At 68.5% G+C, this 26,951-nt stretch carries 32 protein-coding genes; 12 read left to right on the top strand and 20 right to left on the bottom strand.

Annotated features, from left to right (window positions below; genetic code table 11):
• Window positions 1-39 precede the first annotated feature (39 nt).
• From J2728_RS20310 to J2728_RS20335, 6 genes are all read right to left on the bottom strand, one after another.
• Window positions 40-171: a hypothetical protein gene (locus tag J2728_RS20310; protein WP_310001980.1), complete on the bottom strand. Its 132-nt coding sequence runs from the start codon at window positions 169-171 to the stop codon at window positions 40-42.
• A 194-nt stretch (window positions 172-365) separates the two neighbouring features.
• A complete protein-coding gene (locus J2728_RS20315; protein WP_310001981.1) occupies window positions 366-1,553 on the bottom strand; it encodes an acetyl-CoA C-acyltransferase in 1,188 nt (395 codons plus the stop codon).
• Window positions 1,554-1,689: 136 nt separating this feature from the next.
• Window positions 1,690-2,391, bottom strand: coding sequence for a TPM domain-containing protein (locus tag J2728_RS20320; protein WP_310001982.1), 702 nt, complete (start codon window positions 2,389-2,391; stop codon window positions 1,690-1,692).
• Window position 2,392: 1 nt separating this feature from the next.
• A complete protein-coding gene (locus J2728_RS20325) occupies window positions 2,393-3,154 on the bottom strand; it encodes a TPM domain-containing protein (protein ID WP_310001984.1) in 762 nt (253 codons plus the stop codon).
• Between the two features lie 151 nt (window positions 3,155-3,305).
• Window positions 3,306-3,941: a LemA family protein gene (locus tag J2728_RS20330; protein WP_310001985.1), complete on the bottom strand. Its 636-nt coding sequence runs from the start codon at window positions 3,939-3,941 to the stop codon at window positions 3,306-3,308.
• A 221-nt stretch (window positions 3,942-4,162) separates the two neighbouring features.
• The gene (locus J2728_RS20335; RefSeq protein ID WP_310001986.1) at window positions 4,163-5,455 is read right to left on the bottom strand and encodes an acyl-CoA dehydrogenase family protein; all 1,293 of its coding nucleotides are present in this window, start codon (window positions 5,453-5,455) and stop codon (window positions 4,163-4,165) included.
• A 308-nt stretch (window positions 5,456-5,763) separates the two neighbouring features.
• On the opposite strand from J2728_RS20335, the gene J2728_RS20340 reads away from it, so the two are divergent.
• The 10 genes from J2728_RS20340 to sugE all read left to right on the top strand — a co-directional run bounded on the left by J2728_RS20340 (window position 5,764) and on the right by sugE (window position 13,249).
• Window positions 5,764-6,099: a DUF8200 family protein gene (locus J2728_RS20340; RefSeq protein WP_041538135.1), complete on the top strand. Its 336-nt coding sequence runs from the start codon at window positions 5,764-5,766 to the stop codon at window positions 6,097-6,099.
• A 151-nt stretch (window positions 6,100-6,250) separates the two neighbouring features.
• On the top strand, window positions 6,251-6,490 hold the full coding sequence (locus J2728_RS20345) for an acyl-CoA thioesterase domain-containing protein (RefSeq protein ID WP_404979813.1): 240 nt from the start codon (window positions 6,251-6,253) through the stop codon (window positions 6,488-6,490).
• A 180-nt stretch (window positions 6,491-6,670) separates the two neighbouring features.
• Window positions 6,671-7,225, top strand: coding sequence for a F0F1 ATP synthase subunit delta (locus tag J2728_RS20350; protein ID WP_310001990.1), 555 nt, complete (start codon window positions 6,671-6,673; stop codon window positions 7,223-7,225).
• 49 nt (window positions 7,226-7,274) lie between these two features.
• On the top strand, window positions 7,275-8,807 hold the full coding sequence (gene atpA / locus J2728_RS20355; protein WP_310001991.1) for a F0F1 ATP synthase subunit alpha: 1,533 nt from the start codon (window positions 7,275-7,277) through the stop codon (window positions 8,805-8,807).
• A 34-nt stretch (window positions 8,808-8,841) separates the two neighbouring features.
• Entirely contained in the window at window positions 8,842-9,717 is an 876-nt protein-coding gene (locus tag J2728_RS20360; RefSeq protein ID WP_310001992.1) for a F0F1 ATP synthase subunit gamma, read from the top strand.
• 48 nt (window positions 9,718-9,765) lie between these two features.
• Entirely contained in the window at window positions 9,766-11,376 is a 1,611-nt protein-coding gene (gene atpD / locus J2728_RS20365; RefSeq protein WP_013077431.1) for a F0F1 ATP synthase subunit beta, read from the top strand.
• A complete protein-coding gene (locus J2728_RS20370) occupies window positions 11,376-11,627 on the top strand; it encodes a hypothetical protein (RefSeq protein WP_310001994.1) in 252 nt (83 codons plus the stop codon). The genes atpD and J2728_RS20370 overlap by 1 nt, the downstream gene beginning before the upstream one ends.
• Complete coding sequence (locus J2728_RS20375; RefSeq protein WP_304280342.1) at window positions 11,627-11,887, top strand: ATP synthase F1 subunit epsilon; 261 nt, start codon at window positions 11,627-11,629, stop codon at window positions 11,885-11,887. Before J2728_RS20370 ends, J2728_RS20375 begins: the two co-directional genes overlap by 1 nt.
• 159 nt (window positions 11,888-12,046) lie before the next feature.
• On the top strand, window positions 12,047-12,811 hold the full coding sequence (locus J2728_RS20380; protein ID WP_310001996.1) for a hypothetical protein: 765 nt from the start codon (window positions 12,047-12,049) through the stop codon (window positions 12,809-12,811).
• A gap of 117 nt (window positions 12,812-12,928) precedes the next feature.
• Entirely contained in the window at window positions 12,929-13,249 is a 321-nt protein-coding gene (gene sugE, locus J2728_RS20385; RefSeq protein ID WP_310001998.1) for a quaternary ammonium compound efflux SMR transporter SugE, read from the top strand.
• 3 nt (window positions 13,250-13,252) lie between these two features.
• On the opposite strand, the gene J2728_RS20390 is transcribed toward sugE, so the two are convergent.
• The 7 genes from J2728_RS20390 to rlmH form a co-directional block, all read right to left on the bottom strand.
• Window positions 13,253-14,002 (bottom strand): alpha/beta fold hydrolase, encoded by a 750-nt coding sequence (locus tag J2728_RS20390; protein ID WP_310002000.1) that lies wholly within the window; start codon window positions 14,000-14,002, stop codon window positions 13,253-13,255.
• A gap of 63 nt (window positions 14,003-14,065) precedes the next feature.
• Window positions 14,066-15,460 (bottom strand): alpha/beta hydrolase, encoded by a 1,395-nt coding sequence (locus J2728_RS20395; protein WP_310002003.1) that lies wholly within the window; start codon window positions 15,458-15,460, stop codon window positions 14,066-14,068.
• A gap of 29 nt (window positions 15,461-15,489) precedes the next feature.
• Window positions 15,490-15,981, bottom strand: a complete 492-nt coding sequence (locus J2728_RS20400; protein ID WP_310002006.1) for an RNA pyrophosphohydrolase — start codon at window positions 15,979-15,981, stop codon at window positions 15,490-15,492.
• Between the two features lie 21 nt (window positions 15,982-16,002).
• The gene (locus tag J2728_RS20405) at window positions 16,003-17,184 is read right to left on the bottom strand and encodes a divergent polysaccharide deacetylase family protein (protein WP_310002008.1); all 1,182 of its coding nucleotides are present in this window, start codon (window positions 17,182-17,184) and stop codon (window positions 16,003-16,005) included.
• A gap of 202 nt (window positions 17,185-17,386) precedes the next feature.
• Window positions 17,387-18,778: a S41 family peptidase gene (locus J2728_RS20410; RefSeq protein WP_310002010.1), complete on the bottom strand. Its 1,392-nt coding sequence runs from the start codon at window positions 18,776-18,778 to the stop codon at window positions 17,387-17,389.
• Between the two features lie 109 nt (window positions 18,779-18,887).
• A complete protein-coding gene (locus tag J2728_RS20415; RefSeq protein ID WP_310002011.1) occupies window positions 18,888-19,949 on the bottom strand; it encodes a murein hydrolase activator EnvC family protein in 1,062 nt (353 codons plus the stop codon).
• Window positions 19,950-20,052: 103 nt separating this feature from the next.
• Window positions 20,053-20,517 (bottom strand): 23S rRNA (pseudouridine(1915)-N(3))-methyltransferase RlmH, encoded by a 465-nt coding sequence (gene rlmH, locus J2728_RS20420; protein WP_310002013.1) that lies wholly within the window; start codon window positions 20,515-20,517, stop codon window positions 20,053-20,055.
• Window positions 20,518-20,565: 48 nt separating this feature from the next.
• On the opposite strand from rlmH, the gene J2728_RS20425 reads away from it, so the two are divergent.
• Window positions 20,566-21,063 carry a GNAT family N-acetyltransferase gene (locus tag J2728_RS20425; protein WP_310002014.1) on the top strand — a complete coding sequence of 166 codons (498 nt, stop codon included), beginning with the start codon at window positions 20,566-20,568 and terminating at the stop codon, window positions 21,061-21,063.
• Between the two features lie 47 nt (window positions 21,064-21,110).
• Here the strand turns inward: J2728_RS20425 and rsfS are convergent, their stop codons facing one another.
• From rsfS to J2728_RS20455, 6 genes are all read right to left on the bottom strand, one after another.
• Window positions 21,111-21,542 (bottom strand): ribosome silencing factor, encoded by a 432-nt coding sequence (gene rsfS, locus J2728_RS20430; RefSeq protein WP_310002154.1) that lies wholly within the window; start codon window positions 21,540-21,542, stop codon window positions 21,111-21,113.
• Between the two features lie 110 nt (window positions 21,543-21,652).
• A complete protein-coding gene (locus J2728_RS20435; protein ID WP_310002015.1) occupies window positions 21,653-22,315 on the bottom strand; it encodes a nicotinate-nucleotide adenylyltransferase in 663 nt (220 codons plus the stop codon).
• On the bottom strand, window positions 22,281-23,558 hold the full coding sequence (locus tag J2728_RS20440; RefSeq protein ID WP_310002016.1) for a glutamate-5-semialdehyde dehydrogenase: 1,278 nt from the start codon (window positions 23,556-23,558) through the stop codon (window positions 22,281-22,283). Before J2728_RS20440 ends, J2728_RS20435 begins: the two co-directional genes overlap by 35 nt.
• Before the next feature lie 116 nt (window positions 23,559-23,674).
• Window positions 23,675-24,514: an aldo/keto reductase gene (locus tag J2728_RS20445; protein ID WP_310002017.1), complete on the bottom strand. Its 840-nt coding sequence runs from the start codon at window positions 24,512-24,514 to the stop codon at window positions 23,675-23,677.
• A 22-nt stretch (window positions 24,515-24,536) separates the two neighbouring features.
• The gene (locus tag J2728_RS20450; protein WP_310002018.1) at window positions 24,537-25,193 is read right to left on the bottom strand and encodes a Pr6Pr family membrane protein; all 657 of its coding nucleotides are present in this window, start codon (window positions 25,191-25,193) and stop codon (window positions 24,537-24,539) included.
• On the bottom strand, window positions 25,190-25,552 hold the full coding sequence (locus tag J2728_RS20455; RefSeq protein ID WP_310002019.1) for an MmcQ/YjbR family DNA-binding protein: 363 nt from the start codon (window positions 25,550-25,552) through the stop codon (window positions 25,190-25,192). Before J2728_RS20455 ends, J2728_RS20450 begins: the two co-directional genes overlap by 4 nt.
• A 29-nt stretch (window positions 25,553-25,581) precedes the next feature.
• Here J2728_RS20455 and J2728_RS20460 point away from each other — a divergent pair, with 29 nt between their 5' ends.
• Window positions 25,582-26,442, top strand: coding sequence for an NAD-dependent epimerase/dehydratase family protein (locus J2728_RS20460; protein WP_310002020.1), 861 nt, complete (start codon window positions 25,582-25,584; stop codon window positions 26,440-26,442).
• On the opposite strand, the gene J2728_RS20465 is transcribed toward J2728_RS20460, so the two are convergent.
• Window positions 26,439-26,945 (bottom strand): YkgJ family cysteine cluster protein, encoded by a 507-nt coding sequence (locus J2728_RS20465; RefSeq protein WP_310002021.1) that lies wholly within the window; start codon window positions 26,943-26,945, stop codon window positions 26,439-26,441. The genes J2728_RS20460 and J2728_RS20465 overlap by 4 nt on opposite strands.
• Between the last annotated feature and the right edge of the window lie 6 nt (window positions 26,946-26,951).

Below are 26,951 nucleotides of genomic sequence, written 5' to 3' on the forward strand. Positions count from 1 at the left end.
GGCTCCTCGGGCGACCGGGGAGCCCTTTTCCTTGCGCGCTCAGTCGATGGGGATCGTCTCGAACGACGAGCGGGTGGCTTGCGGCTCGTGGGTGACGCCGGGCGTTGGCAGGGCCAGGCCTATGGCGGCGGCGACAAGCAGGGCGACGGCGAAAAAGGCCTTGGCGGCCATGACGGTCGGGTCCGTTATTGTTGAAACGACAACAATAAAGGCCGGAAACCACCTTGGCGGTTCCCGGCCTTCCGACTGTCTTGTTCCGCTCTCGATCAGAAGATTTCGAATGGGCCGGCGGCGCCGCCCCGAGATCGCGGGAGCGATTTCGGGTCTCTTTGGCCGATGGGCGCCGTCCTCCGTCCTGATCGAAATCAGAAGATTTCGAACAGGCCGGCGGCGCCCATGCCCCCGCCGATGCACATGGTCACCACGCCCAGCTTGGCCTTGCGGCGCTTGCCTTCCAGCAGCAGGTGGCCGGCGCAGCGGGCGCCGGTCATGCCGAACGGGTGACCGATGGCGATCGAGCCGCCGTTGACGTTGTACTTTTCCGGATCGATGCCCAGGCGGTCGCGGCTGTAGAGGCACTGGCTGGCGAAGGCCTCGTTCAGCTCCCACAGGTCGATGTCGTCGACCTTCAGGCCGTGGCGCTCCAAGAGGCGCGGCACGGCGAAGACCGGGCCGATGCCCATCTCGTCGGGCTCGCAGCCGGCGATGGCGAAGCCCCGGAAGGCGCCCAGCGGCTCGAGGTTGCGGCGGGCGGCCTCCTTGGCCTCCATCACCACCACGGCGGCGGCGCCGTCCGAGAGCTGGCTGGCGTTGCCGGCGGTGACGAACTTGCCCTCGCCCATCACCGGCTTGAGGCTGGCCAGGCCCTCCAGCGTCGTCTCCGGGCGATTGCACTCGTCCTTGGTGACCACATAGTCGACCAGGCTCTCTTCCTTGGTCTCCTTGTTGACCACCTTCATCTTGGTGGCCATCGGCACGATCTCGTTGTCGAACAGGCCGGCGGCCTGGGCGGCGGCGATGCGCTGCTGGCTGCGCAGCGAATATTCGTCCTGATACTCGCGGCTGACGTTGTAGCGCTTGGCCACGATGTCGGCCGTGTCGATCATCGCCATCCAGAGGGCCGGATGGGTCTGCATCAGCTTCTCTTCGGTGATGTGGAAGCGGTTCATGTGACCGCCGCCTTGCACCAGCGAGATCGACTCCACGCCGCCGCCGATCGCGACGTCGGCGCCGTCGTTGCGGACATAGTTGGCGGCCGTGGCGATGGCCTGCAGGCCCGAGGAGCAGAAGCGGTTGACCGTCTGGCCCGAGGTGGTGACCGGCAGGCCGGCCCACATGGCCGCGTTGCGGGCCACGTTCATGCCGGTGGCGCCCTCGGGGCCGCCGCAGCCCAGGACCACGTCCTCGACCTCGGCGCCGTCCAGCTTGGCGCGCTTGACCGCGTGCTGGATGGCGTGGCCGGCCATCGCCGCGCCGTGTGTGTTGTTGAAGCCGCCGCGGTTGGACTTGGCCAGGCCCGTGCGGGCGTAAGAGACGATGACCGCTTCGCGCATGAGGCGCTCTCCCCGTTAAAACATTAGTTTGAATTGCCGCCACCCTAGACCGGCTTCTCGCGGCGCGAAAGGTCACGCGCGCGTCAACGTCTCCGCTGAAGAAACGGGGTCATGGGCGGCGGCTTGGAGGCGGGGTCTACCGCTTGGGCAGGATGGTCAGGCCGTCGGCCAGTTCGTTGTGGTTGTCGGACCCGGGCGGCACATGCTCGGCCAGGATCGCGCCGGCGCGGCGCACGGCGGCCACGAAGCCGTCGGCGATCGCCTCGCGCTTCATCCCCGCGACCAGGTCGGCGACGACCTCGTCCCAGACGGCGTTCGGCGCGGCGGCGTAGATGCCCTCGTCGGCGATCACCTCGACCCGGTGCTCGGCCAGGGCCGCGAAGATCAAGACGCCGGTTCGGTCGCGGGTGACGTGCAGGCCGTGGCCGAGGAACTGCTCCATGGCGGCCTTCTTGACCCGGGCGGCCTTCAGCGCGCCGGGCGTCAAGGCGCGGCGGACGGGCGGGATCGAGACGATCAGCGCCGCGAGCACGAACACCACGGCTTGCAAGGCGATATAGGTCGAGAGCGCCGACAGGATCGCCCCGTCCATCGCCGCGGAGTGGCCGACGCTCCAGCCGCCGAACAGGCGGGTCAGCATCTCGGGGCGGAAGCCGGCGAACAGCGCCGCCGCCGGCAGCACCAGGGCGGTCGCCGCCGCCCAGACCAGCGGCGTCTCGCGATAGTCCGACACCTCCGGCGCCAGGACGCAGAAGATCTCGCCGGCGGTGGTCTTCTCGGCCTCGGCCACGGCCTCCGCGATGCGGTCGAGGTCTTCCGGGGTCATGTTCATCGCCATCTCACCAGCTCCCCGAACTGCCGCCGCCGCCGAACGATCCGCCGCCGCCCGAGAAGCCGCCGCCGCCACCTCCGCCGCCGCCCCAGCCGCCGCCACCGCGACGACTGTCGCTCAGCGCGCTCAGGATGATCCACGGCAGGGCCGAGCCCAGGCCGCCGCGGCGTCCGCCTCGGAACAGGCTGGAGAACACGAAGACCAGGAACAGGATGATCAGGATCGCCGCGATCGGCGAGCCTTGCGCCTTGTGGCGCTCGGGCTGGCTGGCCTCGGCGACGCGCGCCTTGGCCTGGTCGGCGGGCAGGCTGAGCTGCTCGATCAGGGCGTCCGTCCCGGCCACGACGCCGCCTGGCAGGTCGCCGTCGCGGAACTTGGGCAGGATCACGCTTTGGATGATGACGCTGGACAGGGCGTCGGTCAGGACGGGCTCGAGTCCATAGCCGACTTCGATCCGAACCTTCCGCTCGTTGGGCGCGACCAGCAGGATGACGCCGTCGTCCTTGTCCTTCTGGCCGATGCCCCAGGTCCGGCCCAGCTGATAGCCGTAGTCCTCGATGGGGTAGCCCTGCAGGCTGGGCACGGTCGCGACGACGAGCTGACGCCCGGTGGTCGTCTCGAGATTTTCCAGCTTGTCGGCGAGGTCGCGTTCGGCGTCCGGCGACAGCACCTTGGCCTCGTCGACCACGCGTCCCGTCAAGGTTGGGAAGGTCGGGGCGGCGAGGGCGGGCAGGGCGAACAGCACCGCGACCAGCGCGAGCGCCCACATCCTCACCCGTGAAACGGGGGAGGGGGACCGCGAAGCGGTGGAGGGGGCGTCGGGGCGACGCCGCGAAGCGCCCCCTCTGTCGCGACGCCATTGGCGCCGCGCCACCTCCCCCGCCGCGCGGGGGAGGATGAAAGCGGCCTGGCCCACGATCCTATTGCACCTTCGGCGGGGTCGCCGTCGGCGGGCTGGAGAAGTCCACCGTCGGCGCGCTCTGGGCGGCGGCCGAGGCCTGGAACAGCTGGGCCGGCTTCTGGCCGCTGTAGACGGTCTTGGCCCACAGGATGCTGGGGAAGGTGCGCAGGGTCGTGTTGTATTTTTGCGCGGCCTCGTTGTAGTCGCGCCGCGCGATGGTGATGCGGTTCTCGGTGCCTTCCAGCTGGCTCTGCAGGGCCAGGAAGTTCTGGTTCGACTTCAGGTCCGGATACTGCTCCTGAATGACCATCAGGCGGCCCAGCACGCCGGATAGCTGGTCCTGGGCGGCGGCGAATTTCTGGAACTGAACCGGATCGGTGATGGTCGAGGCGTCGACCTTCACCTGGGTGGCGCTGGCGCGAGCCTGGGTGACGGCGGTGAGCACGTCCTTCTCCTGGGCGGCGTAGCCCTTCACCGTGGCGACCAGGTTCGGCACCAGGTCGGCGCGACGCTGGTACTGGTTCTGCACCTCGGCCCAGGCGGCCTTGGTGGCTTCGTCCTGGGTGGGGATGGTGTTGATCCCGCAGCCGGCCAGGGTGGCCGGGACGGCGACGATCAGCGCCACGCGCGCGGTGTTACGGACGAGACGGTTCATTCAATCCTCCAGCAGTCCGCGCGGCGGCGGACGGTCGCTCGAAAGCCAAACGGGCGAGACCCTAACGCGCAAGTACGACGCGCGAACATGGCTGTTCGCGTACCTCCGTTAGATAGCGCGTCGTTTGATCCGCGTCAGGAGGCGCGGAATTAAACCTTGTCCATATCGGCGTGAGGCGGCGGCCGAAAGTGTAAGCGGTTTCGGCGCCCGCCGCCCGCCAACTATTGAAAGGCTTGTTTGCGCGGGCCGATGTAGCCGAACAGCCAGGCGGCCACCTTGCGCATCTGGATCTCCTCGGCGCCTTCGGTGATCCGATAGCGGCGGTGGTGGCGGTAGATGTGCTCGAAGGCCTTGTGGCGCGAATAGCCGATGCCGCCATGGATCTGCATCGCCCGATCGGCGGCTTCGCAGCACAGGCGGTTGGCCCAGTAGTTACACATCGAGACCTTGTCCGAGAGGCGCTTTTCGACCTCGGGCTTGGTCATCTGGTCCATCTCCCAGGCGGTCTTGCGGATCAGAAGGCGCAGCATCTCGACCTGGGTGGAGAGCTCGACGATCGGGAATTGGATGGCCTGGTTCTCGGCCAGCGCCTTGCCGAACGGCTTGCGAGCGCGCGCGTACTTTATGCTCTCTTCTATGCAGTAGGTCGCCGCGCCCAGGCTGGAGGCCGCCTGGCGGATACGGTTCTCGTGCACGAAGTGCTGAGCCAGGGCCAGGCCCCCGCCCTCGGGGCCGAACATGGCGCTGTCCGGAACCCAGACGTCGGTGAAGCTGACGCGCGGGTGGTCGGTGGGCATGTTGAAGGTCCAGAGGTACTCCTCGATCTTCACGCCGGGCGCGTGGGCCGGGACCAGGAAGGCGGTGATGCCGCGCGCGTCGCCGTCCTGGCCGCTGGTGCGGGCGAAGAGGCAGCAGTGCGTGGCCGCGTGCATGCCCGTGGTCCACATCTTCTCGCCGTCGATCCGCCAGCCGGGCTCGCCATGACGATCCTCGCGGACGGCGCGGGTCTCCATGTGGGTGGCGTCCGAGCCGTGGTCGGGCTCCGTCAGGCCAAAGGTCGGGCGGAAGGCGCCGCGATCCAGCATGTCCTCGATCAAGTGTTGCTGGTCGGGGCGGCCGAAGTCGCGGATCATCAGCACGAACGGATTGTTGCCGACGATCGAGTGCTCGTTCTGCAGGTCGTTGAACAGGCCCAGGCCCTTGGCCGCCAGGTGCTCGCGGATCATCGCCATGCCCAGGTTCGTGCCGTCCTTTCCGCCGTAGGCGGATGGCAGGGCGTAGCGATAGTGACCCGCCTGATCGGCCAGCTTGCGGGCCTTGGCCAGCAGCTCTTCCCACTCGTGGCGGGGCAGGCCGCCGGCGTCCCAGTCGGTGCGGGCCCATTCACGGCGGTGGTCGAAGAAGCGCTGGTTGTCGTCGCGCGCCTGCAGCGGCGCGATCTCCTTCTCGATGAAGGCGTCCAGCTCCGCCAGATAGGCGGTCAGTTCCGGCGGCGGTCGGAAGTCCATGGCCAAGCCTCCCCAGCCCTTTCTGTCGTTGGGCGGAAGAGTACGCTCGTTGCGAGGCCGGCCAACCTTGCCCCGACGGAACGGCTCGATCTTCGCCGTTTCCGCGCGAAACCGGCGTTTTTCGCGAATGTCGAAGCGCGATCGAAAATCCGCTTGCGCAATTTGTAATCACTGTTATCTAAGCGATGCTTAGTTCGGATCCGAAGCACCGGTGGGGATACCGGCGCCGTCATCCCCCGGCTCCGAGCGGCCAGTACGCGTTCCCGCCGATCAACGATCTGACCGCAACTCCCCAAACGCTGGAGGGCTTTCCCATGAAGCTCCGCACCCTGGCGGCCGTCGCCGCCGTTTCCGTCTCCATGTTCGCTGGCTCCGCTTTCGCCGACGGCCGCATCGCCGCCGCCCTGGACGCGCCGGTCCCGGCCAAGACCAAGGTGGTCGCCGGCGGCGCCGTCTTCGTCTGCGAAGGCTCCGAATGCGTCTCGGCCCAAGCGCCGTCTCGCGCCCTGACCGCCGTCGCCTGCAAGGCGCTGGCCAAGGAAGTGGGTCGCGTCTCGGCCTTCGGGGGCGAAACGCGCTCCCTGGACGCCGACGACCTGACCCGCTGCAACGCCTCGGCCAAGGGCGCCGCCCTGGCCTCGGCCAAGTAGGGAGCGCGCCTGGCGCTCCTTATTCAGTACCCAGACGCTTTGGGCCGTTTCGTTTCTCCGGCCCGTCTGGCTGTTTCCTCGAGCATTCGCCTTAATGGGGCGGCGGAGCTTTCCGCCGCCTTTTTTCTAATTCGGACGACGAGTGACGCTTATGGACACGAGCCTCTCCGCCCAGCTGGAAGCCGCTCTGCGAGACGTCGCGGGCGACGGCTCGGCCCTGACCTCGATGACGATCGACTTCGCGGCCGAGGCCGGGGAGGGCGCTCTCGAACAAAAGGCTTGGGTTGAGCGGGCCACCCGTAGCCTGGTCTTCGCCCAGGGCGAACTGAGGCGCCCTAACGGAAGTCTGGCGGCTTCGGCCTCGGCTGTATTCCGTCGCGCCGTCGACTGATCGCGCCCGCTTGGTTGCGACTGCGAAAAGCCCGTGTTATCAGGCGCGCGGCTTCGGACGGGGCGGCGTTTACGCGCCGGCCGTCCATGTGCTTTTTTCAAGCGCGCTCAAGCCTTTAAGCCGCGATAAGGGTTAACCTTCTTGTTCGCGGCCATTTGCAACGCACCGGGCGGATACCAAGTGGCGGACGAAACCAAGGCGACGGATGCGGGTCAGCGCTACGCGCAGTCCCTGTTCGAATTGACGATCGAGAACGGCTCCCTGCAAAAGGTCGAAGCCGATCTGAAGAGTCTGAAGGCGATGATCGCCGACAGCGCCGACCTGCGCCGCCTGATCGCCTCGCCCGCCTTCTCGGCCGAGGACAAGGGCAAGGGTCTGGTGGCCGTCGCCGTGAAGGCCGGCTTCGACATGCTGACCACGAAGTTCCTGGGCCTGGTGGCCGCGAACGGCCGCGCGGGCGATCTGTTGGGCGCCATCTCGGCCTTCGTCGAGCTGTCGGCCAAGCACCGCGGCGTCGTCACCGCCGAGGTCGTCTCGGCCGCGCCGCTGTCGGCCGCGCAGTTGCAGGGCGTGCGGACCGCCCTGGTCCAGGCCCTGGGCAAGACCCCCGAAGTTTCCACGCGCGTCGATCCGTCCCTGCTGGGCGGTCTGAAGGTGCGCGTCGGTTCCCGTCTCTTCGACGCTTCGCTCCGTTCGAAGCTCGATTCCCTGAAATTCGCCCTGAAGCGCGCCTGAGCGTATAAGCGCGCCTAAAAAGATTAGATCGCAGAGAGCCCTGAAGACCATGGACATCCGCGCCGCCGAAATCTCGGCCATCCTCAAGTCGCAGATCGCCAACTTCGGCGAGGAAGCCGCCGTCTCGGACGTCGGCCAGGTGCTGTCCGTCGGTGACGGCATCGCCCGCATCTACGGCCTGGACAACGTCCAAGCCGGCGAAATGCTGGAGTTCCCGAAGGCCGGCGTGAAGGGCATGGCCCTGAACCTCGAGCGCGACAACGTCGGCGCCGTGATCTTCGGCCAGGACCAGGAAATCAAGGAAGGCGACGAAGTCCGTCGCCTCGGCGAGATCGTGGACGTGCCGGTCGGCCGCGGCCTGCTGGGCCGCGTCGTCAACCCGCTGGGCGAACCGATCGACGGCAAGGGCCCGATCCAATACACCGAGCGTCGCCGCGTCGACGTGAAGGCTCCGGGCATCATCCCGCGGAAGTCGGTGCACGAGCCGGTGCAAACGGGTCTGAAGTCGATCGACACCCTGATCCCGGTTGGCCGCGGCCAGCGCGAGCTGATCATCGGTGACCGTCAGACCGGCAAGACCGCCGTCGCCATCGACACCATCCTGAACCAGAAGGCCGTGAACGCCGGCAAGGACGAAAGCGCCAAGCTCTACTGCGTCTACGTCGCCATCGGCCAGAAGCGCTCGACCGTCGCCCAGATCGTCAAGACCCTGGAAGAGCACGGCGCCCTGGAATACACGATCGTCGTCGTCGCCTCGGCCTCGGAGCCGGCGCCGCTGCAATACCTGGCCCCGTTCTCGGGCTGCGCCATGGGCGAGTGGTTCCGCGACAACGGCCTGCACGGCCTGATCATCTATGACGACCTTTCCAAGCAGGCCGTCGCCTACCGTCAGATGTCGCTGCTGCTGCGCCGCCCGCCGGGCCGCGAAGCCTATCCGGGCGACGTGTTCTATCTGCACTCGCGCCTGCTGGAACGCGCCGCGAAGCTGAACGAAGACAACGGTTCGGGCTCGCTGACGGCTCTGCCGATCATCGAAACCCAGGCCAACGACGTGTCGGCCTACATCCCGACCAACGTGATCTCGATCACCGACGGCCAGATCTTCCTGGAAACCGACCTGTTCTACCAAGGCATCCGCCCGGCCGTGAACGTCGGCATCTCGGTGTCGCGCGTCGGTTCGTCGGCCCAGATCAAGGCGATGAAGCAAGTCGCCGGCCCGATTAAGGGCGAGCTGGCCCAGTACCGTGAAATGGCCGCCTTCGCGAAGTTCGGCTCGGACCTGGACGCCTCGACCCAGAAGATGCTGGCGCGCGGCGAACGCCTGACCGAGCTGCTGAAGCAGCCGCAATACGCCCCGCAGGCGGTGGAAGAGCAGGTCTGCGTGATCTACGCCGGCACGCGCGGCTACCTGGACAAGATCCCGACCTCGGCCGTCCGCCGGTTCGAGACCGAGCTCCTGGCCCGCCTGCACAGCCAGCACAAGGATCTGCTGGACGGCATCCGCACCAAGAAGGCGCTCGACAAGGATCTGGAAGCGACGCTGAAGAGCGCGCTCGACAGCTTCTCGTCGACCTTCGCCTAAGCCCCTCGGAACCGCTCGGAGAGAGTAGCGCCGAATGGCCAGCTTGAAGGAAATGCGCAATCGGATCTCGAGCGTCAAGGCGACGCAAAAGATCACGAAAGCGATGCAGATGGTGGCGGCGGCCAAGCTGCGCCGGAGCCAGGACGCGGCGGAAGCCGCCCGTCCCTACGCCCGGCGTCTGGCCAGCGTCATCGCCAATCTCGCCGCCGGCGTGTCCGGAGACGGCGCGCCGAAGCTCCTGGCCGGCACGGGCCGCGACGACCGCCATCTGGTGGTGGTCGCCGCCGCCGACCGTGGTCTGGCGGGCGGCTTCACCTCGTCGATCGTTCGCGCCGCGCGCCAGCACATCGACGGGCTGATCGCCCAGGGCAAGACGGTGCGGGTGATCTGCGTCGGCAAGAAGGTGACGGCGCAACTCGCCCGTCCCTACGCCGGCAAGATCGTCGAGACGTTCGACCTGTCCGCCTATCGCCAACTGACGCTGTCGGTGGCCCAGCCGATCGCCGACGTTGTCACCCGCGAATACGAAGCGGGCGAGACCGACGTGGTCACGCTGTTCTACAGCCGCTTCAAATCGGTGGTGCAGCAAATCCCGACGGGCTTGCAGCTGATCCCGGCCACGGTCGAGGGCGCGGAAGCGGTCTCGGGCCCGGCGGCGGTCTACGACTATGAGCCCTCGGAAGAGGCCATCCTCGAGACCCTGCTGCCGCGCAACCTGACGGTCCAGATCCTGTCGGCCCTGCTCGACAACATGGCCGGCTTCTACGCCAGCCAGATGACCGCCATGGACAACGCCACGCGCAACGCCGGCGACATGATCAAGCGCTACACCCTCGAGTACAACCGTTCCCGCCAGGCCCAGATCACCAAGGAGCTGATCGAGATCATCTCCGGCGCCGAAGCCGTCTGATCGCAAGCCTAACGACACAAGCACGCAGAGACCGAAAGACCGCACGCCATGGCCAAGACCCCCGCTGAAAAGCCGGCGACCGCCGCCGCCAAGAAGCCCGCCGCCCCCAAGGCCGCGGCTGCTCCGAAGGCCGCCGCCGCCGCCAAGGCTCCCGCCGCCGCCAAGAAGCCGGCCGCGCCCAAGGCCGCCGCCGCTTCGGCCAACACCGCCGTGAACCTGGACGGCGCCACCGGCCGCCTCGTGCAGATCATCGGCGCGGTCGTCGACATCGAGTTTGACGGCGCCCTGCCGGCGATCCTGAACGCCGTCGAGACCGTCAACACCGCCACCGGCCAGCGCCTGGTGTTCGAAGTCGCCCAGCACCTGGGCCAGAACACCGTCCGCGCCATCGCCATGGACGCCACCGAGGGTCTGGTCCGCGGTCAGCCGGTGCGCGACACCGGCGCTTCGATCCGCGTGCCGGTCGGCCCGGGCACCCTGGGCCGCATCATGAACGTCATCGGCGAGCCGATCGACGAACAAGGCCCGATCCGTTCGGACATCACCCGCACGATCCACCGCGACGCCCCGACCTTCGCCGAGCAGACCAACACCGCTGAAGTGCTGGTCACGGGCATCAAGGTCATCGACCTGATGTGCCCCTACACCAAGGGCGGCAAGATCGGCCTGTTCGGCGGCGCTGGCGTCGGCAAGACCGTGACGATGCAGGAACTGATCAACAACATCGCCAAGGCTTACGGCGGTTACTCGGTTCTGGCCGGCGTGGGCGAACGCACCCGCGAAGGCAACGACCTCTATCACGAGATGATCGAGTCGAACGTGAACGTCGACCCGAAGGCCAACAACGGCTCGACCGAAGGTTCGCGTTGCGCCCTGGTCTACGGCCAGATGAACGAACCCCCGGGCGCCCGCGCCCGCGTCGCCCTGACCGGCCTGTCGATCGCGGAATACTTCCGTGACGAGGAAGGCAAGGACGTGCTGCTGTTCGTCGACAACATCTTCCGCTTCACCCAAGCCGGCGCCGAAGTGTCGGCTCTGCTGGGCCGCATCCCCTCGGCCGTGGGCTACCAGCCCACCCTGGCCACCGAGATGGGCAACCTGCAGGAGCGCATCACCTCGACGAACAAGGGCTCGATCACCTCGGTTCAGGCCATCTACGTCCCCGCCGACGACTTGACCGACCCGGCTCCGGCCACCTCGTTCGCCCACTTGGACGCCACCACCGTTCTGTCGCGCGACATCGCGGCCCAGGCCATCTTCCCGGCCGTGGACCCGCTGGACTCGACCTCGCGGATCATGGACCCGCTGGTCATCGGCGAGGAGCACTACACGGTCGCTCGCCGCGTCCAGGAAGTGCTGCAGCAGTACAAGGCGCTGAAGGACATCATCGCCATCCTGGGCATGGACGAGCTGTCGGAAGAGGACAAGCTGGTCGTGTCGCGCGCCCGCAAGATCTCGCGCTTCCTGAGCCAGCCCTTCCACGTCGCCGAGCAGTTCACCAACACGCCGGGCGCCTTCGTCCAGCTGAAGGACACGATCCGCTCGTTCAAGGGCATCGTGGACGGTGAATACGACCACCTGCCGGAAGGCGCCTTCTACATGGTCGGTCCGATCGAGGAAGCCGTGGCCAAGGCCGAGAAGATGGCGGCCGAAGCCTAATGACCGAAGACGCCGATCTGGGCCATTTCTGCTGCGAGGAACTGGCGGAAGCCGTGTCTCCGGACACGACCGCCAGCCTCATCGAGCACGACAGCGGCCTGATCCTGCTGAATCTTGGCGAACGCGAGGAAGAGGGCGAGACGGGCCTGGTGCTGGCCACCATCCGCTTCTGCCCCTTCTGCGGGACCGAGATCCAGACCGACGAAGACGTCGAAGCCGCCCTGGGCGGCGTCGAGGAGACCTTCAACTGATGGCCAAGCTGCACTTTTCCCTGGTCGCGCCCGAGCGCGAACTGTTCTCCGGCGACGTGGACATGGTCCAGGCCCCGGGCGCGGAAGGCGACTTCGGCGTCCTGGCCAACCACGCTCCGTTCATGACCACCCTGCGCGAAGGCAAGGTGACCGTGAAGGACGGCGCGACGACCAAGGTGTTCGACATCCAGGGCGGTTTCGCGGACGTCGGGCCCGACGGCCTGACCATCCTGGCCGAACACGCCGTCGAAGCGGCCTGATCGCTCGGGTTTTTCGAGTTTGGAGACGCCCTCGTTCCTGGTGATCGAGGGCGTTTTCATGAGCGCTCCGGTCTCGGGCGCGAAAAAATTACACTTGTGACCCAATCTCCGCCGCATTCGGCGGCCATAAGGGTTGCGAGGGACCGCCTGTCGGTTTTAATGCCGACCTCTCGTTCAGTTGGGGATAACCAGCCTATGCGCCTAGCGCTCGTCAGCCTGATCGCTCTCGGCGCGGTTTCGACCGCCGCCGTCGCCCAGGAGCAAACCGCTCCGGCTCCCGCCACGCCCGCGCCGGCTCCCGCCGCCGTTCCGGCTCCGGCCCAAGCCGCCCCGGCCGCTCCGGCTGACCAAGCTGCTCCGGCTGCTCCGGCCGACCAAGCCGCGCCGCCCGTGGCGGCCGCTCCGGCTGCGGCCCCCGCCGAGACCTACACCGCTCCGGTGCGCGGCCCGAAGACCACCGACCCGGTCACGCTGAAGCTGCTCGACGTGCTGGACAAGGTCTGCAAGCCGCAAGTCGCCGGCGGCGACTTCGCTCAGCTGGTCAAGGACTACGGCTTCAAGAAGAAGAAGGAGCAGTGGATCCTCGACCTGGGCAAGCCCTTCAACATCACGCTGGATAACCCGGGTTCGAACAAGAACATCTGCACGGTCACCATCGACTACGCGCAGACCCCGGAACAGGCTCAAGAGCTGGCCAACGGCCTTCACGACTGGGCGACCTGGGAGAACAGCCCGCAGCTGCGCCTGATCCGCAACGACCAGACGGTCGGCAGCGACTTCCGCCGCTTCACCGTGTCGTGGGACGACAACTGGGCTGGCGGTCATGCGGGTCTGGTCTATGTGCGCCTGAAGAAGCTGGACGAGTCCTCGGTCGGCAAGAACTTCGAGCGCGCCCAGATCCTGTACAGCACCAACAGCCGCTGATCCGGTTTCGGTTGCCCCGCCTTCCGGGCGGACCTATCTAGCGAAGGCGCGGGGACGACCCCGCGCCTTTTTGCTGTTCCGGGGACGACCCCGCCTTTTTCGAAGAAAGGGCTCGTCGTGGCCTGGATCATTCTCCTGATCGCCGGACTGTTCGAGGTGGGCTGGGCCGTGGGGCTGAAGTTCACCGAAGGCTTCACCAAGCCGATCCCGATCGCGTTCACCGTCGTCAGCCTGGCCTTGTCCATGGGACTGCTCGGCTGGTCGGTGAAGACCTTGCCTCTCGGCACGGCCTACGCCGTCTGGACGGGCGTTGGCGCCGTGGGCACGGCCGTCGTCGGTATCCTGCTGTTCAAGGAGCCCGCCACCGCCGCGCGGCTGGCGTGCCTCTGCCTGATCGTGGCGGGGATCCTGGGGCTGAAGGTGTTCAGTCCCCAGTGAGGGCTAGGCCGCCGCGCGGTCCTCGGCGGCGATGAAGTCGAGGCACAGCGCGGCCACGTTTTCCCAACCCGGTTCGCCCGGCAGCCAGTGGCTCATTTCCGGGAAGATCTCGACCGCCCCGCCGAGGCGCGCGGCCGTCTGGCGGACCGTGGCGGGCGGGTGGATCACGTCCTTGCCGCCGGCGATCGCCAACACGGGACAGCCCGGCGCGGCCACGCTGGTGGTCATGAACGGGTCGAGCCACCAGTTCAGCGTCTCCCACAGCGCGCGGCCGCTCTCGGCCGTCATGCGGGCGAAGATCGCCTTGCGGGCGGGACGGGACAGGCGGTCGACGCTATAGCGGCGCACGACGCCGTAATCCGGCGCGACGGCCTGCAGCCAATAGGGGCCAAGAGCGTAGAGGCTGACCGCTGAGGCGGCTTCCTCGAGGCTAGCGCCACTGACGCCCCATGGCGCCGAGGGGGCTAGAAGGATCAGCTTGGAAACGCGCGCGCGCGCGGCCGCCATCTGGGCGACGAGGCCGCCCATCGAGTGACCGATGAGAATGGGGGGCGTTTCGCAGGCTTCGACAAGCCGGGCGATCTGTCGGGCGTAGTCGGTCATCGAGACGCCAGCCACGCCGCCGGACCCATCGTGGCCGATCAGGTCGGGCGTCAAAACCGTATGGCCAGAGACCTCGAACGGCGCGCGGAACGCGTCGAAGGTCCAGCCGCCGCAGAAGGCCCCGTGGACCATGATGACCGGTGCGCGCATGGACGCCCTTGAACCCGACTAAACCCCGTCGGCCAGCTTGGCCGACGGGGCAGAGTACACGGTCTACTTCGACTTGGGCGAGGTTTTGGCGGGCGCCTTTGTCGCAGGCTTCTTGGCGGCCGGAGCCTTCGCCGCGGCGGCCTTGGCGGCGGGCGCTTTCTTGGCGGCGGCGGGCTTGGCGGTCGCCGGCTTAGCGGCGGCGGGCTTAGCTGCGGCCTTCGGGCTGGCGGCCTTCGGAGCAGCGGCCTTGGCCGGGGCTTTCGCCGCCGCCGGCTTGGCGGGAGCCTTGGTCGCCGCGGGCTTGGCGGCCGGAGCGGCCTTGGCCTTGGGAGCGGGCTTGGCGGCCGTCTTCGGAGCCGCCGCCGCTTTCGGCTTGGCGGCCGGCTTGGCCGCGGCCTTGGCGGGCGCGGCCTTCGGGGCGGCGGCCTTGGCGGCCGGAGCCTTCGCGGCGGGCGCCTTGGCCGGAGCGGCGGCTTTCTTGGGCGCGGCGGCCTTCGGCTTGGCCTCGGCCTTCGGCGCGGCGGTCGGCGCCGGAGCGGGCTTGGGCGCGGGCGCCGGGGTTGGCGCGGGAGCCGGGGCCGGAGCCGGAGCCGGAGCCGGCGCGGGCTCGGCCGCCTTCACGGGCGCGGGCGCCGGAGTCGGCGCTTTCGCGGGGGGCGGCGCGGGCGTGGCGGCCGGCGTTTGCTTCTTGCCGCCCAGCCAGGCGATCAGGTCGTCGAGGATCTTCATCGTGTTTGGCTCATCTATCAGATAGTGGGCGTTGTTGGGGTACTCGCGATACTCGGCGCCGGCGTACTTCTTGCCGACGAGACGCACGTCCCCAACGGGTGTCGTGCGGTCCAGCGCGCCCGCCAAGACCAGCATCGGCGCGGTGACCTTGCTGGCGTCGACATGGGCGGCCTTGTTGGGGTCCTTGGCGGGGTAGGCCAGATCGGCCAGCACCTGTCCGCTGTCATAGACCATGGTGGCGTAAAGAGCGTCGTGACGCTCGGCGGGCACGGCGTTGGCGACGCCGAACTTGAAGCCGGTCTTCCACATCTTGCCGGCCTTGGTCTCGGGCTTGCCGGCCAGGACCATGTTCAGGAACGTGAAGACAGGGGTGAGCTTGGGTTTTCCGCGCGCATCGGCGGGCGAGGCGGGGGCGAACAGCACGACGGCCGAGGCCTGCCCGGCCTCCGCGACTTTTTGGGCGATCAGGCCGCCCATGGAGTGGCCCATGACAATCGGCTTCTTGCCGGTCTCCCGGGTCAGGGTCTGGGCGTAGGCGATCATCTCGGCGACATAGTCGGCCAGCGTCAGGCCGGCGAGGCCCGCGCGGGGGCCATCAACGGTCCGCACCGCCGCCCGGATCGTCGGCGTCTCGACGCGGTAGCCCTCGGCGCGCAGCCGTCCAGCCACGGGGCCCCAGACGTCGCCGCCGCAGCCGTAGCCGTGAATCAACAGAACTGTTTCCACCACCGTTCTCCCCTCGCGCGAAAGCCCGGAAATCAGGCCCTTCGCGCGAACCCCGCGAACGCGGCGACGACTGCTTCGTAGACGCCACGCTTGAAGGGTACGATCAGTTCGGGTGCTTCGTCGAGCCTACCCCATCGCCAGGCGTCGAACTCGACGTGTTCGTCCGCCGTAAGATCGATCTCCGACTCGTCTCCGGTGAAGCGATAGGCGAACCAGACCTGCTTTTGCCCAAGCCAGCCGCGCGAAGATCTAGGGTCGGCCAGAACCTCGGGCGGGAAGTCGTAGGTGATCCAGCCGGGCGTCCGTCCAAGCAGCTCCACGGAGCTGACGCCGGTCTCCTCCGCGAGCTCGCGCCTGGCGGCCGATTCGAGGTCCTCGCCCTCATCGACTCCGCCTTGCGGGAACTGCCAGTTATAGGGCGGCGCCTGTTTGTGCCGCCGGCCCAGCCAGACGCGGCCGTCCGGATGAAACAGGACGACGCCCACGTTCGGGCGATGCTGCGGATAGTCAGGCTCTACGGTCATGCGAGCCTTATTCCACAAGGTTTAGCGGTGGGCGAGAGCCGAGGCCGGCGCCAGCTGCAGGCCGCGCGCCTCTAGACCAGCGGCCCAGAGGCGGACCTGGTTGATGGTCACCGGATAGGCGAAGCCGGACCCCAGCGACTGCCCGCGAGCGGACGCGCCGTTTTCCAGCGCGCGGAGTTGCGCGTCGATCGCGCTGGCCGACAGCTCGTCGTCGATCACCCGATCGGCCGAGGCGCGGGGGATGGGGCCCGCGTGGCGGGCGACCAGGCCGTCGTCCACGAAAGCCAAGCCGCGCGTCTTGAGCACGGCGGTGAAGGTGGCCATCGCCTGATCGTTGTCGACGAAGCGCGCCCCCAGATAGTTCGACAGGCCGAAGTAGCCCGTGGCCCGTGACATCAGCCATTCGAGCTTTCGAACGGTGTCCTCGGGGCGGTTGGCGGCGATCAGGGTGTAGGGGCCAGGATCGTTGGCCGGATAGTCCGCCGGCTCCATCGGCGTCTCCAGCAGCACTTCGTGGCCATGCTCGCGCGCCAGGTCGATCCAGCCTTGCAGCCCTTCGGCGTAGGGCGCGAAGGACAGGGTGATCTCGGCGGGCAGGGTCTCGATCGCGGCGCGGGTGGTCTGGGCGTTGAGGCCAAGGCCGCCGATCACGACGGAGACCTTGGGTCGACCATTCGGCGTGAAGGGGCGGGCGTAGGCGTCGGCGGCGGTGCGCCCGTCGGCGGCGATGATCGGCAGCGGCGCGCCGCCAGGACCAGGCGCGGTCAGGCCGGCGATCGGCGCCTGGGGCAGGCCGGGGCCTTGCTGGATGGGCGGCGGCGGCTGCTCGCCCTCGAAGGCCGGCTTCTCGCCCTCCTCGGCGCCGGCGGCCGGGAACGGGGCGCGGGAGAGCTGAAGCTCGCTGGGCTTCAGCGGCGCCTCGTGCGGGGCCTCGGCCGTGAGCGCCTCGCGCCAGCCCTCGGGCGCGTTCTTGGTGGCGCCGATCTTGGTCAGCTCCAGGCGAACGCTGGGATTGCCCGCGGACGGGTCGCTGGTCACCAGGACCAGCGTCGCCAGCGAAGCCAGGAACAGGCAGGCCGCGCCGCCGGCGCCGATATAGGGATTGGTCAGGGCGGTCCCGAGCTTGGCGCGCAACCCTTCGGACCCGCCGGACGCGGGCGTCGCGGCGGCGTAGGCGGGCTTGCGGGAAAACGTGACGGCCATCGCCTCGCAAGCTAAGCGCAAGGGCCGAAGAGATGGTTAACAAGGCGTCGCCAGCGGGCGCGCCACACGCGACGGGACGCCGCACGGCCTGCGGAAAACGCCGCCTAGAGCGCGTTCGAGCGGCTTAACACCGCTCACACCTAACCTGACGCGCTCTCTCGCGGGGCGAGGCGGCGTTCGAGGCGGCGATGCCGAGCGGAGCCTACTTCTTCTCGGGAGGCGGCGCCTTGCCCGCCGCCGTGGCCGCCTTGGCGGTGACCTCGGCGATCTTGGCGGCCGGCTTGGGCAGCTTGGGCGTGTTGGCCACGCCGCCGGCCTTGAGAACCGCCAAGGCGCGGTCCAGCTGGAAGTCGCCCTTCTTGTCGTCGAAGCCCGTCGGCGGCGCCTCGGCCGGCGCGTGCGGCGCGATCCGGGTCTTGCCCTCGTCGCCGTTCAGGGCGTTCTTGAAGCTGGCCTCGCTGAACCAGACGCGGTTGGCGATGTCCTGGGCCTGGTCGCGGGTCTGGGCGACCTCGAGGTCAGGGGCGATGCCGGTCTTCTGGATCGAGCGGCCCGACGGCGTGAAGTAACGGGCCGTGGTCAGCTTCAGGGCGCCGTCGGCGCCGCCGCGCAGCGGGATCACGGTCTGCACCGAGCCCTTGCCGAAGCTGGTCAGGCCGACCAGTTCCGCCCGGTGACGGTCCTGCAGGGCGCCGGCCACGATCTCCGCCGCCGAGGCCGAGCCCTGGTTGATCAACACCACCATCGGCAGGCCGTTCAGCAGGTCGCCGGGCTTGGCGTTGTAGCGCTGGATGTTGCGCGGATCGCGGCCGCGCTGGCTGACCACCTCGCCGCCGTCCAGGAAGACGTCAGAGACGCCCACGGCCTGGTCGAGCAAGCCGCCCGGATTGTTGCGAAGATCCAGGATCAGGCCCTTCATCTTCGGGTTCTTGGTCTTCAGCTCATTGATCGAGCTGACCAAGGCGTCGGTGGCCTTTTCGTTGAAGCCGGGCAGGCGGACATAGCCATAGTCGCCTTCCATGCGGGCGATGGCGGCCTTGGGCTTGATGATCTCCCGGATCAGCTTGACGTCGAAGGGGTCGTTCTTGTCGCGAGCGATCGTCAGGGTGACCGGCTCGCCGGCCGCGCCGCGCATCTGCTTGACGGCTTCGTTGACCGTCAGGCCCAGAACGCTCTGGCCGTTGACGGCGGTGATATAGTCGCCGGCTTGCACGCCCGCGCGCGAGGCGGGGGTGCCGTCCATCGGCGAGATCACCTTGACCACGCCGTCCTCGCTGGTGACTTCCAGGCCCAGGCCGCCATATTCGCCGCGGGTGGTGTCCTGCATGTCCTCGTAGCTGTCGGGCGACAGATAGCCCGAATGCGGGTCGAGGCTGGTCAGCATGCCGTCCAACGCCGCCTCGATCAGCTTCTTGTCGTCGACCTCGGTGACGTACTGGTCCTCGACCGTGCCCAGCACGTCGCCGAACAGTTCCAGCAGCTTGTAGGTCTTGGTCTTCGGCGCGTTGTTCGCCTGAGCGATGGGGCTGATATAGGCCATGGTCCCCGCGCCGAGGACGAAGGCGGAAACGCCGATGAGCAGATACTTGCGCATTAAGGCCCAGAAGGCTCCCTGGCGACGCGCGGCGTCGCAAACCGATATTAGCCCCGTCCAACCCGATTTGGCGGCTGTCCGAAGACAGTCACATTACCGAAAAAGCCGCTTATCGCGACTCCTGTTTGAACCAACGTTCCGGATCGGCCGGTTCGCCGTTCTCCCGCACTTCCATATAGAGCTCCGGATCGGAGGATACATGGTCCGGCATCTTTCCGATCGCGGCGCCGACCGCGACAGATTGTCCGGGCGCGGCGGTGATCTGGTCGAGGCCGGCCAGCACGACGTGATAGGCGCCCTGTGCTCGTAGAATGATCACCGCGCCCCAGCCGTTCAGCGCGCCGGCGTACTCCACGGTTCCCGCGACGGGCGAGGCGATCGAAAGGCCCTTGGTGGTCCGCAGAGTCAGGCCCGGCGCCCTGCCGCCGGCCGGCATCTCTTGGCCAAAGCGCCTGACGATCGCGCCGGCCGCCGGCGCGCGCAGAACCAGCGGTCCGGTGGGCGCCGCGCGGCCCAGGCCGTCGCTGAGGGCGCCCAGGGTGCGCAGCTCGGTCTCCTGGGCCAGGGCCTCCTGGGCGTAAGCGCGCTCCAGTTGGGTCTTCTCGATGATCAGCCGCTCGATCTCGCCCTTGCGGTCGGCCACCACGCTTTCGGCGGTGAACAGCTCGGCCGAGGCGGCGGCGGCTTCGCGGCGTAGGGTCCCGACGGCCGTGGCCTGGCGGGCGTAGGCACGCGCCCGATCCCGCAGATCCGGCGTCATGGCGCGGATCAGGATCGCGGCGCGGACGGCGTCGCGAGCATTGTCCGGCGAAACCAGCAGGGCCGGCGGCGGATCGCGGCGGAACAGCTGCAGCGCCGACAGCAGCCGGGCCAGCCTCTGCCGGTTGAGGCCAAGGTCCGCCAGGATGGCGCGCTCGCGGGCGTTCAGGGTCTCCAGCCGGGCGCGCTTGGCGTCAACGTCCGCGCCGGCGGCGACGCGGGCGTGGTCCAGGCGATCGAGCTCGGCGCGCAGGTCCTCGATCTCGCGGCGGGTGTCGGCCGCGGTCTGGCGGTCCTTGGCGCGCTGTTCCATGGCGGCGCGGTCGACGCTCTGCCAGGCGATCCCGACCGTGGGAACGGCGAGCGCCAGGGCGGCGATGGTGAGCAATAGACGCGAGGGACGGCGAAGCATCGCGCCCTTAGTAGCGCCTAGCCTGTTCAGGCGAACAGGCTCTTCTTCAGAAAAGTTGAGCATGACAGTCGCCGAAACCGGCTTCCACTTTCGGCTGTCATGCTCAATCCCGGTGATAGGGCGAGCCCGAGAGAATGGTGGCGGCGCGATAGATCTGTTCGGCCAGCATGGCGCGGGCCAGGGCGTGCGGCCAGGTCTGGGGCCCGAAAGCCATGGTCTCGTTGGCGCTGGACAGGATCGAGGGATCCAGGCCGTCGGCGCCGCCGATCAGGAAGACCACGCGGCGGGTTCCGTCATCGCGCAGCTTGGCCAGATGGTCGGCGAAGTCGCGGCTCTTGCGGACCTTGCCGTGCTCGTCGCAGGCGATGACGTGGGCGCCCTCGAGGTGCGGACGCAGCACCTCGGCCTCGGCCGCCTTGCCGGGCTTGCGAGCCTCGACCTCGACGATCTCGACCGGGCCCAACGCCAGGGCGCGACCGGACGCCGTGGCGCGGGACGCGTAGTCCAGCGCCAGCTGAGCCTCGACCATGCGGCCCAGCTTTCCGACGGTGAGGATGGTGATCTTCATCAGGTCAGCCTTTGCCACGGACGCCCGCCGCCTTAAAGGTCCGGCGTCATGACCGCCTTTCAAACGCCTCGCTTGACCGTTCGGCCGTTCGAGCCCGGAGACCTAGACGCCTTGGCCGCGATCGTTGGCGATCCGGAGGTCATGCGCTTCGTTGGCGACGGCCAGCCCTTGGATCGCCCGGCCGTGGCGGACTGGATCGTCCGGTCGCGCGAGAACGTGGCTCGCCACGGTTACGGCACGGCGGCGGTGCTCGATCGGGACAGCGGCGTCCTGATCGGCTGGGCGGGCGTGGCCCGGCCACCCGAGGGCGGAGAGGAGTTGATCTACGGCCTCGCGCGGGCTTGGCAAGGAAAGGGTCTGGGGCGCGAGATCCTGGACGGCTTGATCGCTGTCGCCCGCGCCCGCGGCGTCGAACGCCTCCGCGCCCTGATCTATCCCCAGAACCATGCCTCGGCGGCGATGCTGGCGCGCGCGAGCTTCACCCTCGCCGACACGATGTACGAGGGCGAGGCGGACACGCATCTGTATGTGCTGGAGATCGCCTAGGAAAGGCGGGGCGGCGACGGCTCAGGTCCGTCGCCGCGCGCGAAAGATTAGTTCGCCGCCGTGCGGTGCGGGGCGTCGACCGCCCAGATCTTCTCGATGTTGTAGAAGCTGCGCACTTCGGGACGGAACAGGTGGATGACCACGTCGCCGGCGTCGATCAGCACCCAGTCGCAGTGCGGCAGGCCTTCGACCCGCGCCTTGCCGTAGCCGTTTTCCTTCAACGCGCGCAGCAGGTGATCGGCCAAGGCGCCGACGTGACGGTGCGATCGGCCCGACGCCACGATCAGGCTGTCGGCGACCGAGCTCTTGTCCGTCAGGTCGATGTGGACAATGTCCTGGGCCTTGTCGTCGTCCAGGCGCTCCAGGATCAGGCGCTCCAGCGCCTTGAGGTCGAGGGGGAGACTCAGGCCCGGGGATTCAGTCGAGGATTCGGCTCCAGCCGTTCCCTCGTGCGCACTAAGCGCGGGGTCGCTACGCAGCGTATTGCTCCTTATGGGGTCGCTGTGGACAGTCTTCTTAGCACGGAATTGGGCGAAAACAGAGAGGTCGCGTTCATTGACGTCGATTTGGGCTTCCGTCCGCGCTGAAGCTACCGGCCCAGCTTGCCCTTCTGCCGCGCCCGCATCGCCGTCGATGAGGCGAAATTGAGCGGCCCCGTCAGATAGACCCAGGCCGGCGCGGTGGCGTCGGGAAGCCGCGCCGCGGCGCTGGCCGGCCAGCGGGCGAAGGCGAAGCGACGGGCCGCCGGGGCCGTGCGGGCCTTCAGCGCGATCCACGGCCGCGAGATCACCGCCACCGGAACCTCGCGCATGATCTGGGTCCAGCCGCGCCAGCGATGGAAGCCGGCCAGGCTGTCGGCGCCCATCACCCAGACGAACTTCACGCCCGGGAAGCGGGCTTTCAGAACCCGCAGGGTGTCGATCGTGTATTGCGAACCCAGCCGCGTCTCGGCGTCCGAGACGATCATGCCCGAGCCCCGCGCCCAGCGGCGAGCCTCCGCCATCCGCTCGGCCAAAGGGCGGGTTTCGTGCGAGGATTTCAGCGGGTTCTGCGGCGACACCAGCCAGATCACGCGGTCCAGCTCCAGACGGCGCATGGCCGTCTCGGCCACGTGGGCGTGGCCCTCGTGCGCCGGGTTGAAGCTGCCGCCGAACAGGCCAACGCGCATGCCCGGTTCCAGGTGGAAGCCAAGGCGTTGCGCGGCGGGCCGGCCGGCGTCAGGGACGAGTCTGGCCGGTCCCGCGAACCACATATTTGAACGTCGTCAGTTGCTCGGCCCCAACCGGGCCGCGGGCGTGAAGCTTGTCGGTGGCGATGCCGATTTCGGCGCCGAAACCGAACTCGCCGCCGTCGGCGAACTGGGTAGAGGCGTTGACCAGCACGATGGCGCTGTCGACCGCGGCGACGAACGCCTCGGCGGCGGCCTCGTCCTCGGTGACGATGGCGTCGGTGTGGCCCGAACCGAAGGCGGCGATGTGCGCGGCCGCGCCCTCGACGCCGTCGACCACGGCCACCGCCAGGATCGCGGCCAGATACTCGGTGGTCCAATCCTCGGACGTCGCGGCCTTCATCGACGGGACGAGGGCGCGGGCGGCGGCGTCGCCGCGCAGCTCGCAGCCGGCCGCGATCAGCGCTTCGGCGATCGGCGGCAGAAGCTTTTCGGCGACGGCCTTGTCGACCAGCAGGGTCTCGGCCGCGCCGCAGACCGACACCCGCCGCAGCTTGGCGTTGACGACGATGTCGACGGCCTTCTTGGGATCGGCGGCGGCGTGGACGAAGACGTGGTTCAGACCTTCCAGGTGGCCCAGCACCGGGGCGCGGGCCTCGGCCTGGACGCGGGCGACCAGGCTCTTGCCGCCGCGCGGGATGATCAGGTCGATCGAGCGGTCCAGCCCTTGGAGGATCATGCCGACGGCGGCGCGGTCGGGCGTCTTGACCGCCTGCACGGCGCTGGCGGGGAGGCCGGCCGCTTCCAGGCCGCGCTCGATCGCCGCGTGGATCGCGAGGTTCGAGGCGATGCACTCCGAGCCGCCGCGCAGGATCACCGCGTTGCCCGAGCGCACGCAAAGCGCCGCGGCGTCGGCGGTGACGTTCGGGCGGCTCTCATAGATCATGGCGATCACGCCGATCGGGGTGCGCACCCGGCTGATGTCGAGGCCGTTGGGCCGCGTCCAGCGCGAGGTGGCCACGCCCAGGGGGTCGGCGATCTCGGCGACGGCCTCGACCCCGGCGGCGACGCCTTCCAGGCGCGCGACGTCGAGCGCGAGGCGGTCGAGCATCGGGCCCGAGACGCCGTTGGCCTCGGCGCGGGCCAGGTCTTCGGCGTTGGCGGCGAGGATGGCGGGGGCGGCGGCGCGGATCTCGGCGGCCATGGCGCGGATCGCGACGGTGCGCTGCTCTGGCGAGGCCAGGCGCAGGGCCCGCGCCCCGTCGCGCGCCGCCCGGCCCATGTCCGCCATCGTCGCCTGCAAGCTCACCACGCCCGCGTCATCCATGTTCGCTCGTCCCCGCATGCTTATGCTCAGGTTGAGGCTTACCTAGGCGCTTTCCCGCGCGGATGAAACGGCTTTCGTCTGAAAGCGGAGGGAGTTTTGGTGGGGCGCGACGGTCCTTACTCCGCGTCCCACTGGTACGCCTCGTCGATCCAGTCGCCGATCCGCCCATCCGGCCGCGCCAGGCCGTGGATCTCCGCCATCTCCTTTTCCGTCAGCTCGAAGTCGAGGATGTCGAAGTTCTCTTCGATGCGCTTGGGGTTGCTGGTGCGCGGGATGGCGATGATCCCCTGCTGGATGATCCAGCGCAGAGTGACCTGGCCGGGCGTCTTGCCGTGGGCGCGGCCGATGTCGATCAACAGCGGATCCTGGGCGACCTTGCCCTGGGCCAGCGGCGACCAGGCGGTGATCGAGACACCCAGTTCGTCGGCCTTGGCCTTCAGGGTCTTCAGCGACAGGTAGGGGTGATATTCGACCTGGTCGGTGGCGATCGGGGCGTCCGACAGCTTGGCGGCCTCTTCGAGCTGGGCCGAGGGGTAGTTCGAGACGCCGATGGCGCGGGTCCAGCCCTTGGCGCGGACCTCGTTCAGCGCCGCCAGGGTTTCGGCCATCGACGGGTTGGGCTTGGGCCAGTGCAGCAGCAGCAGGTCGACGTGGTCGAGGCCCAGCTTTTCCAGGCTGATCTGCGCCGAGCGCTGAAGGTCGCCGTCGGCGAAGTTGTCGATCCAGATCTTGGTGGTGACGAAGAGTTCGTCGCGCTTGATCCCGCTGTTCTTGATCGCCGCGCCGACGTCCTGCTCGTTTCCGTAGATCTGCGCGGTGTCGATGTGGCGGTAGCCGACCTCCAGCGCCTTCTCGACCAACGGGACGGCGGTCCCGTTCTCGAGTTGCCAGGTGCCAAAGCCGATGGCGGGCATCAGGACGTCGCCAGAGCGAATAGCGGGGACGAGCTTGGACATCGAGAACTCCGGGATAAGGCGATCAGGCGGATAGGGGAGCGGGCTTGGCGGACGCGGTCCTGGTCCGAACGCGCGACAGGGCGACGAAGATCAGGCAGACGATAGCGAATGCAACGCCCATCTGGACGATCGTGGCGAGTACGGCCGGATAGCCGCGCTTGGCGACATCCATGAACGGATAGGGATAGAAGCCCGAGACCGCGCCGTGCGCCAGGGTCCAGGCGCCGAACAGGGCGGGGAAGGCCATCGACTTCAAGGCCGCGATCCAGCGCGCCTCGCCCTGGCCGCCGCGTAGGGCCAGATCGACCAGGAACGCAGCCGGCGTGATCGTGTGGTTGAGCGTCGTGGCGGCGAGACGCAGGCCATGCGGGTCCCAGGTGTGGGCCAACATCGTATGATAGACCACGGCCGTGATCGCCAGATAGGTCGCGATCGCCGCGCGCGGGCCGGCCCGCTCGGACCACAACGCGAGGCGGCTCTCCGGAGCGACCAGGGGCGCGGCCAAGGCGATGGCGGCCAGGGTGTTCGACAGGATCGTGAAATAGCTGAAGAACTCGACGGTCTTGGCCGGCAGGGTCGCGAGGGTCTCGTCATAAGCCATCAGGCCGTACTGCAGCAGCGGGCCCGAGGCGGCGACCAGCGCGATCAGGACGCGCCAGGCCTTGGTCTTGTCGGTCATTCGGTCTCCGTTCCGCGGCTTTCGTCCCACGCCTTCAGCGCCTTCTTGGGCGCGGTGGCCCGCCATTGGCGAAGCACCATCCGCTCGACCGTGCCGTCATGGGCGGCGGCCAGGCGGATCAGGACATAGGGATAGTTGCGGAAGTGATCGGTGAAATGGAAGACGTCCGGCTCGGCCTCGACCAGCATTTCGCGCTCGTCGAACGGCACGCCGGGGCAGACCAGACTCTCGCCGTCCTCGAACAGGCGGGTCAGGAACTTGCCGTGCGCCTTCAGGCACGGGCGGCCATAGGCGGTCCCGTGTTCGACGCCGGGCAGGCGCAGGGCGAAGGCGACGACATCGTCATAGGTCATGGGCAACCTCTCGGCGGCGGGACTATATGTTGGCCATGGACTCCGACAACACCCTCAAGACGCCCATTCTCGTGCTGGGCGCGACCAGCCTGATCGGCGGCCACCTGATGGCGCGGCTGGCGGAGGAGGGCTTCGACCCGGTCGCCATCAGCCGTCGGCCGCCCGCCGGCGACGCCTGCTGGATCGATGTCGACCTGACCGATTCCGGCGTGGAGGAGCGTTTGCCGCCGGCGGCCACGGTGTTCTCGCTGTCGCCGATCTGGCTTCTGCCGCCCGTCCTGCCCGGGCTGAAGGCGCGCGGCATGGTCCGGCTGATCGCCTTTTCCTCGACCAGCCGCTTCACCAAGGTCGCCTCGCCCGAGGCCGGCGAGCGCGCGGTGGCCAAGGCGCTGATCGACGCCGAGCATGCGGTCGAGACCTGGTGCGCCGAGAACGGCGTGGCCTGGACCATCCTGCGGCCGACCTTGATCTATGACGAAGGCCACGACGAGAACGTCAGCCGCATCGCGCGCCTGGTGACGCGGTTTCATGTGATGCCGTTGTCGGGGCGGGGCGAGGGCCTGCGCCAGCCGGTGCACGCGGCCGATCTGGCGGTCGGCGCGCTGGCGGCGGCCAAGGCGCCCGCCGCGCGGGGCCGAGCCTATGACCTGGTCGGCGGCGAGACCCTGACCTATCGCGCCATGGTCGACCGCGTCTTCGAGGGGCTGGGCAAGACCCCCAGATCCCTGCCGATGCCGACCTGGCTGTTTTCGCTGCTGATGCGGCTAGCCAAGCCCTTCTATCCCGGCGCCACGGCGGCGATGGGAACGCGCATGGGCCAGGACCTGACGTTCGACTCGTCGGCGGCGGCGCGGGACTTCGGCTGGAGCCCGCGGGATTTTCATCCGCGGTTCTAGTCCGCGTCGGCCAGCACCATGGCGAAGGGCGTGAGCGCCCCGTCCCGTTCGATATAGCCGCTGACCAGCTTGCGGTCGGGCGGCAGCACGCCCAGGTCGATCTCCTCGGTCGGGAAGACCACGGTCCGGCGGTCGCCAACGCAGACCACCAGCTCGTAGCCGTCGAGCGCCCGGCGCGACATGGCCTTGATGTAGGAATAGTATGGCTCGCGCCGCCAGGCCGTCGGCTTGCCGGGATCGGCCACGACGTTCAGCCGCTTGCCGTCGCGGTCGGAATACATGACGAAGCCGGCCTTGTCGGGCCGCCATTCATCGCCCAGCTTGGCCGAGGTCAGCCAAAGACATTCGAAAGCCCGGCAGGCCGCGGGCCGATGCTCGTAGAAGCCGCAGCCGCCGCCCTTCTTGAAGTGGCCGCACCAGACGCCGTCGAGCTTGTCGAGGGCCTCGATCGCCAGGACCTTGCAGCACAGGCCGCAGGACCCGCAGCTTTTGTCCGCCGTCATCGCCTC

Origin of the sequence: Caulobacter segnis (assembly GCF_031454995.1) — a bacterium.
Taxonomy (GTDB): Bacteria; Pseudomonadota; Alphaproteobacteria; order Caulobacterales; family Caulobacteraceae; genus Caulobacter; species Caulobacter segnis_E.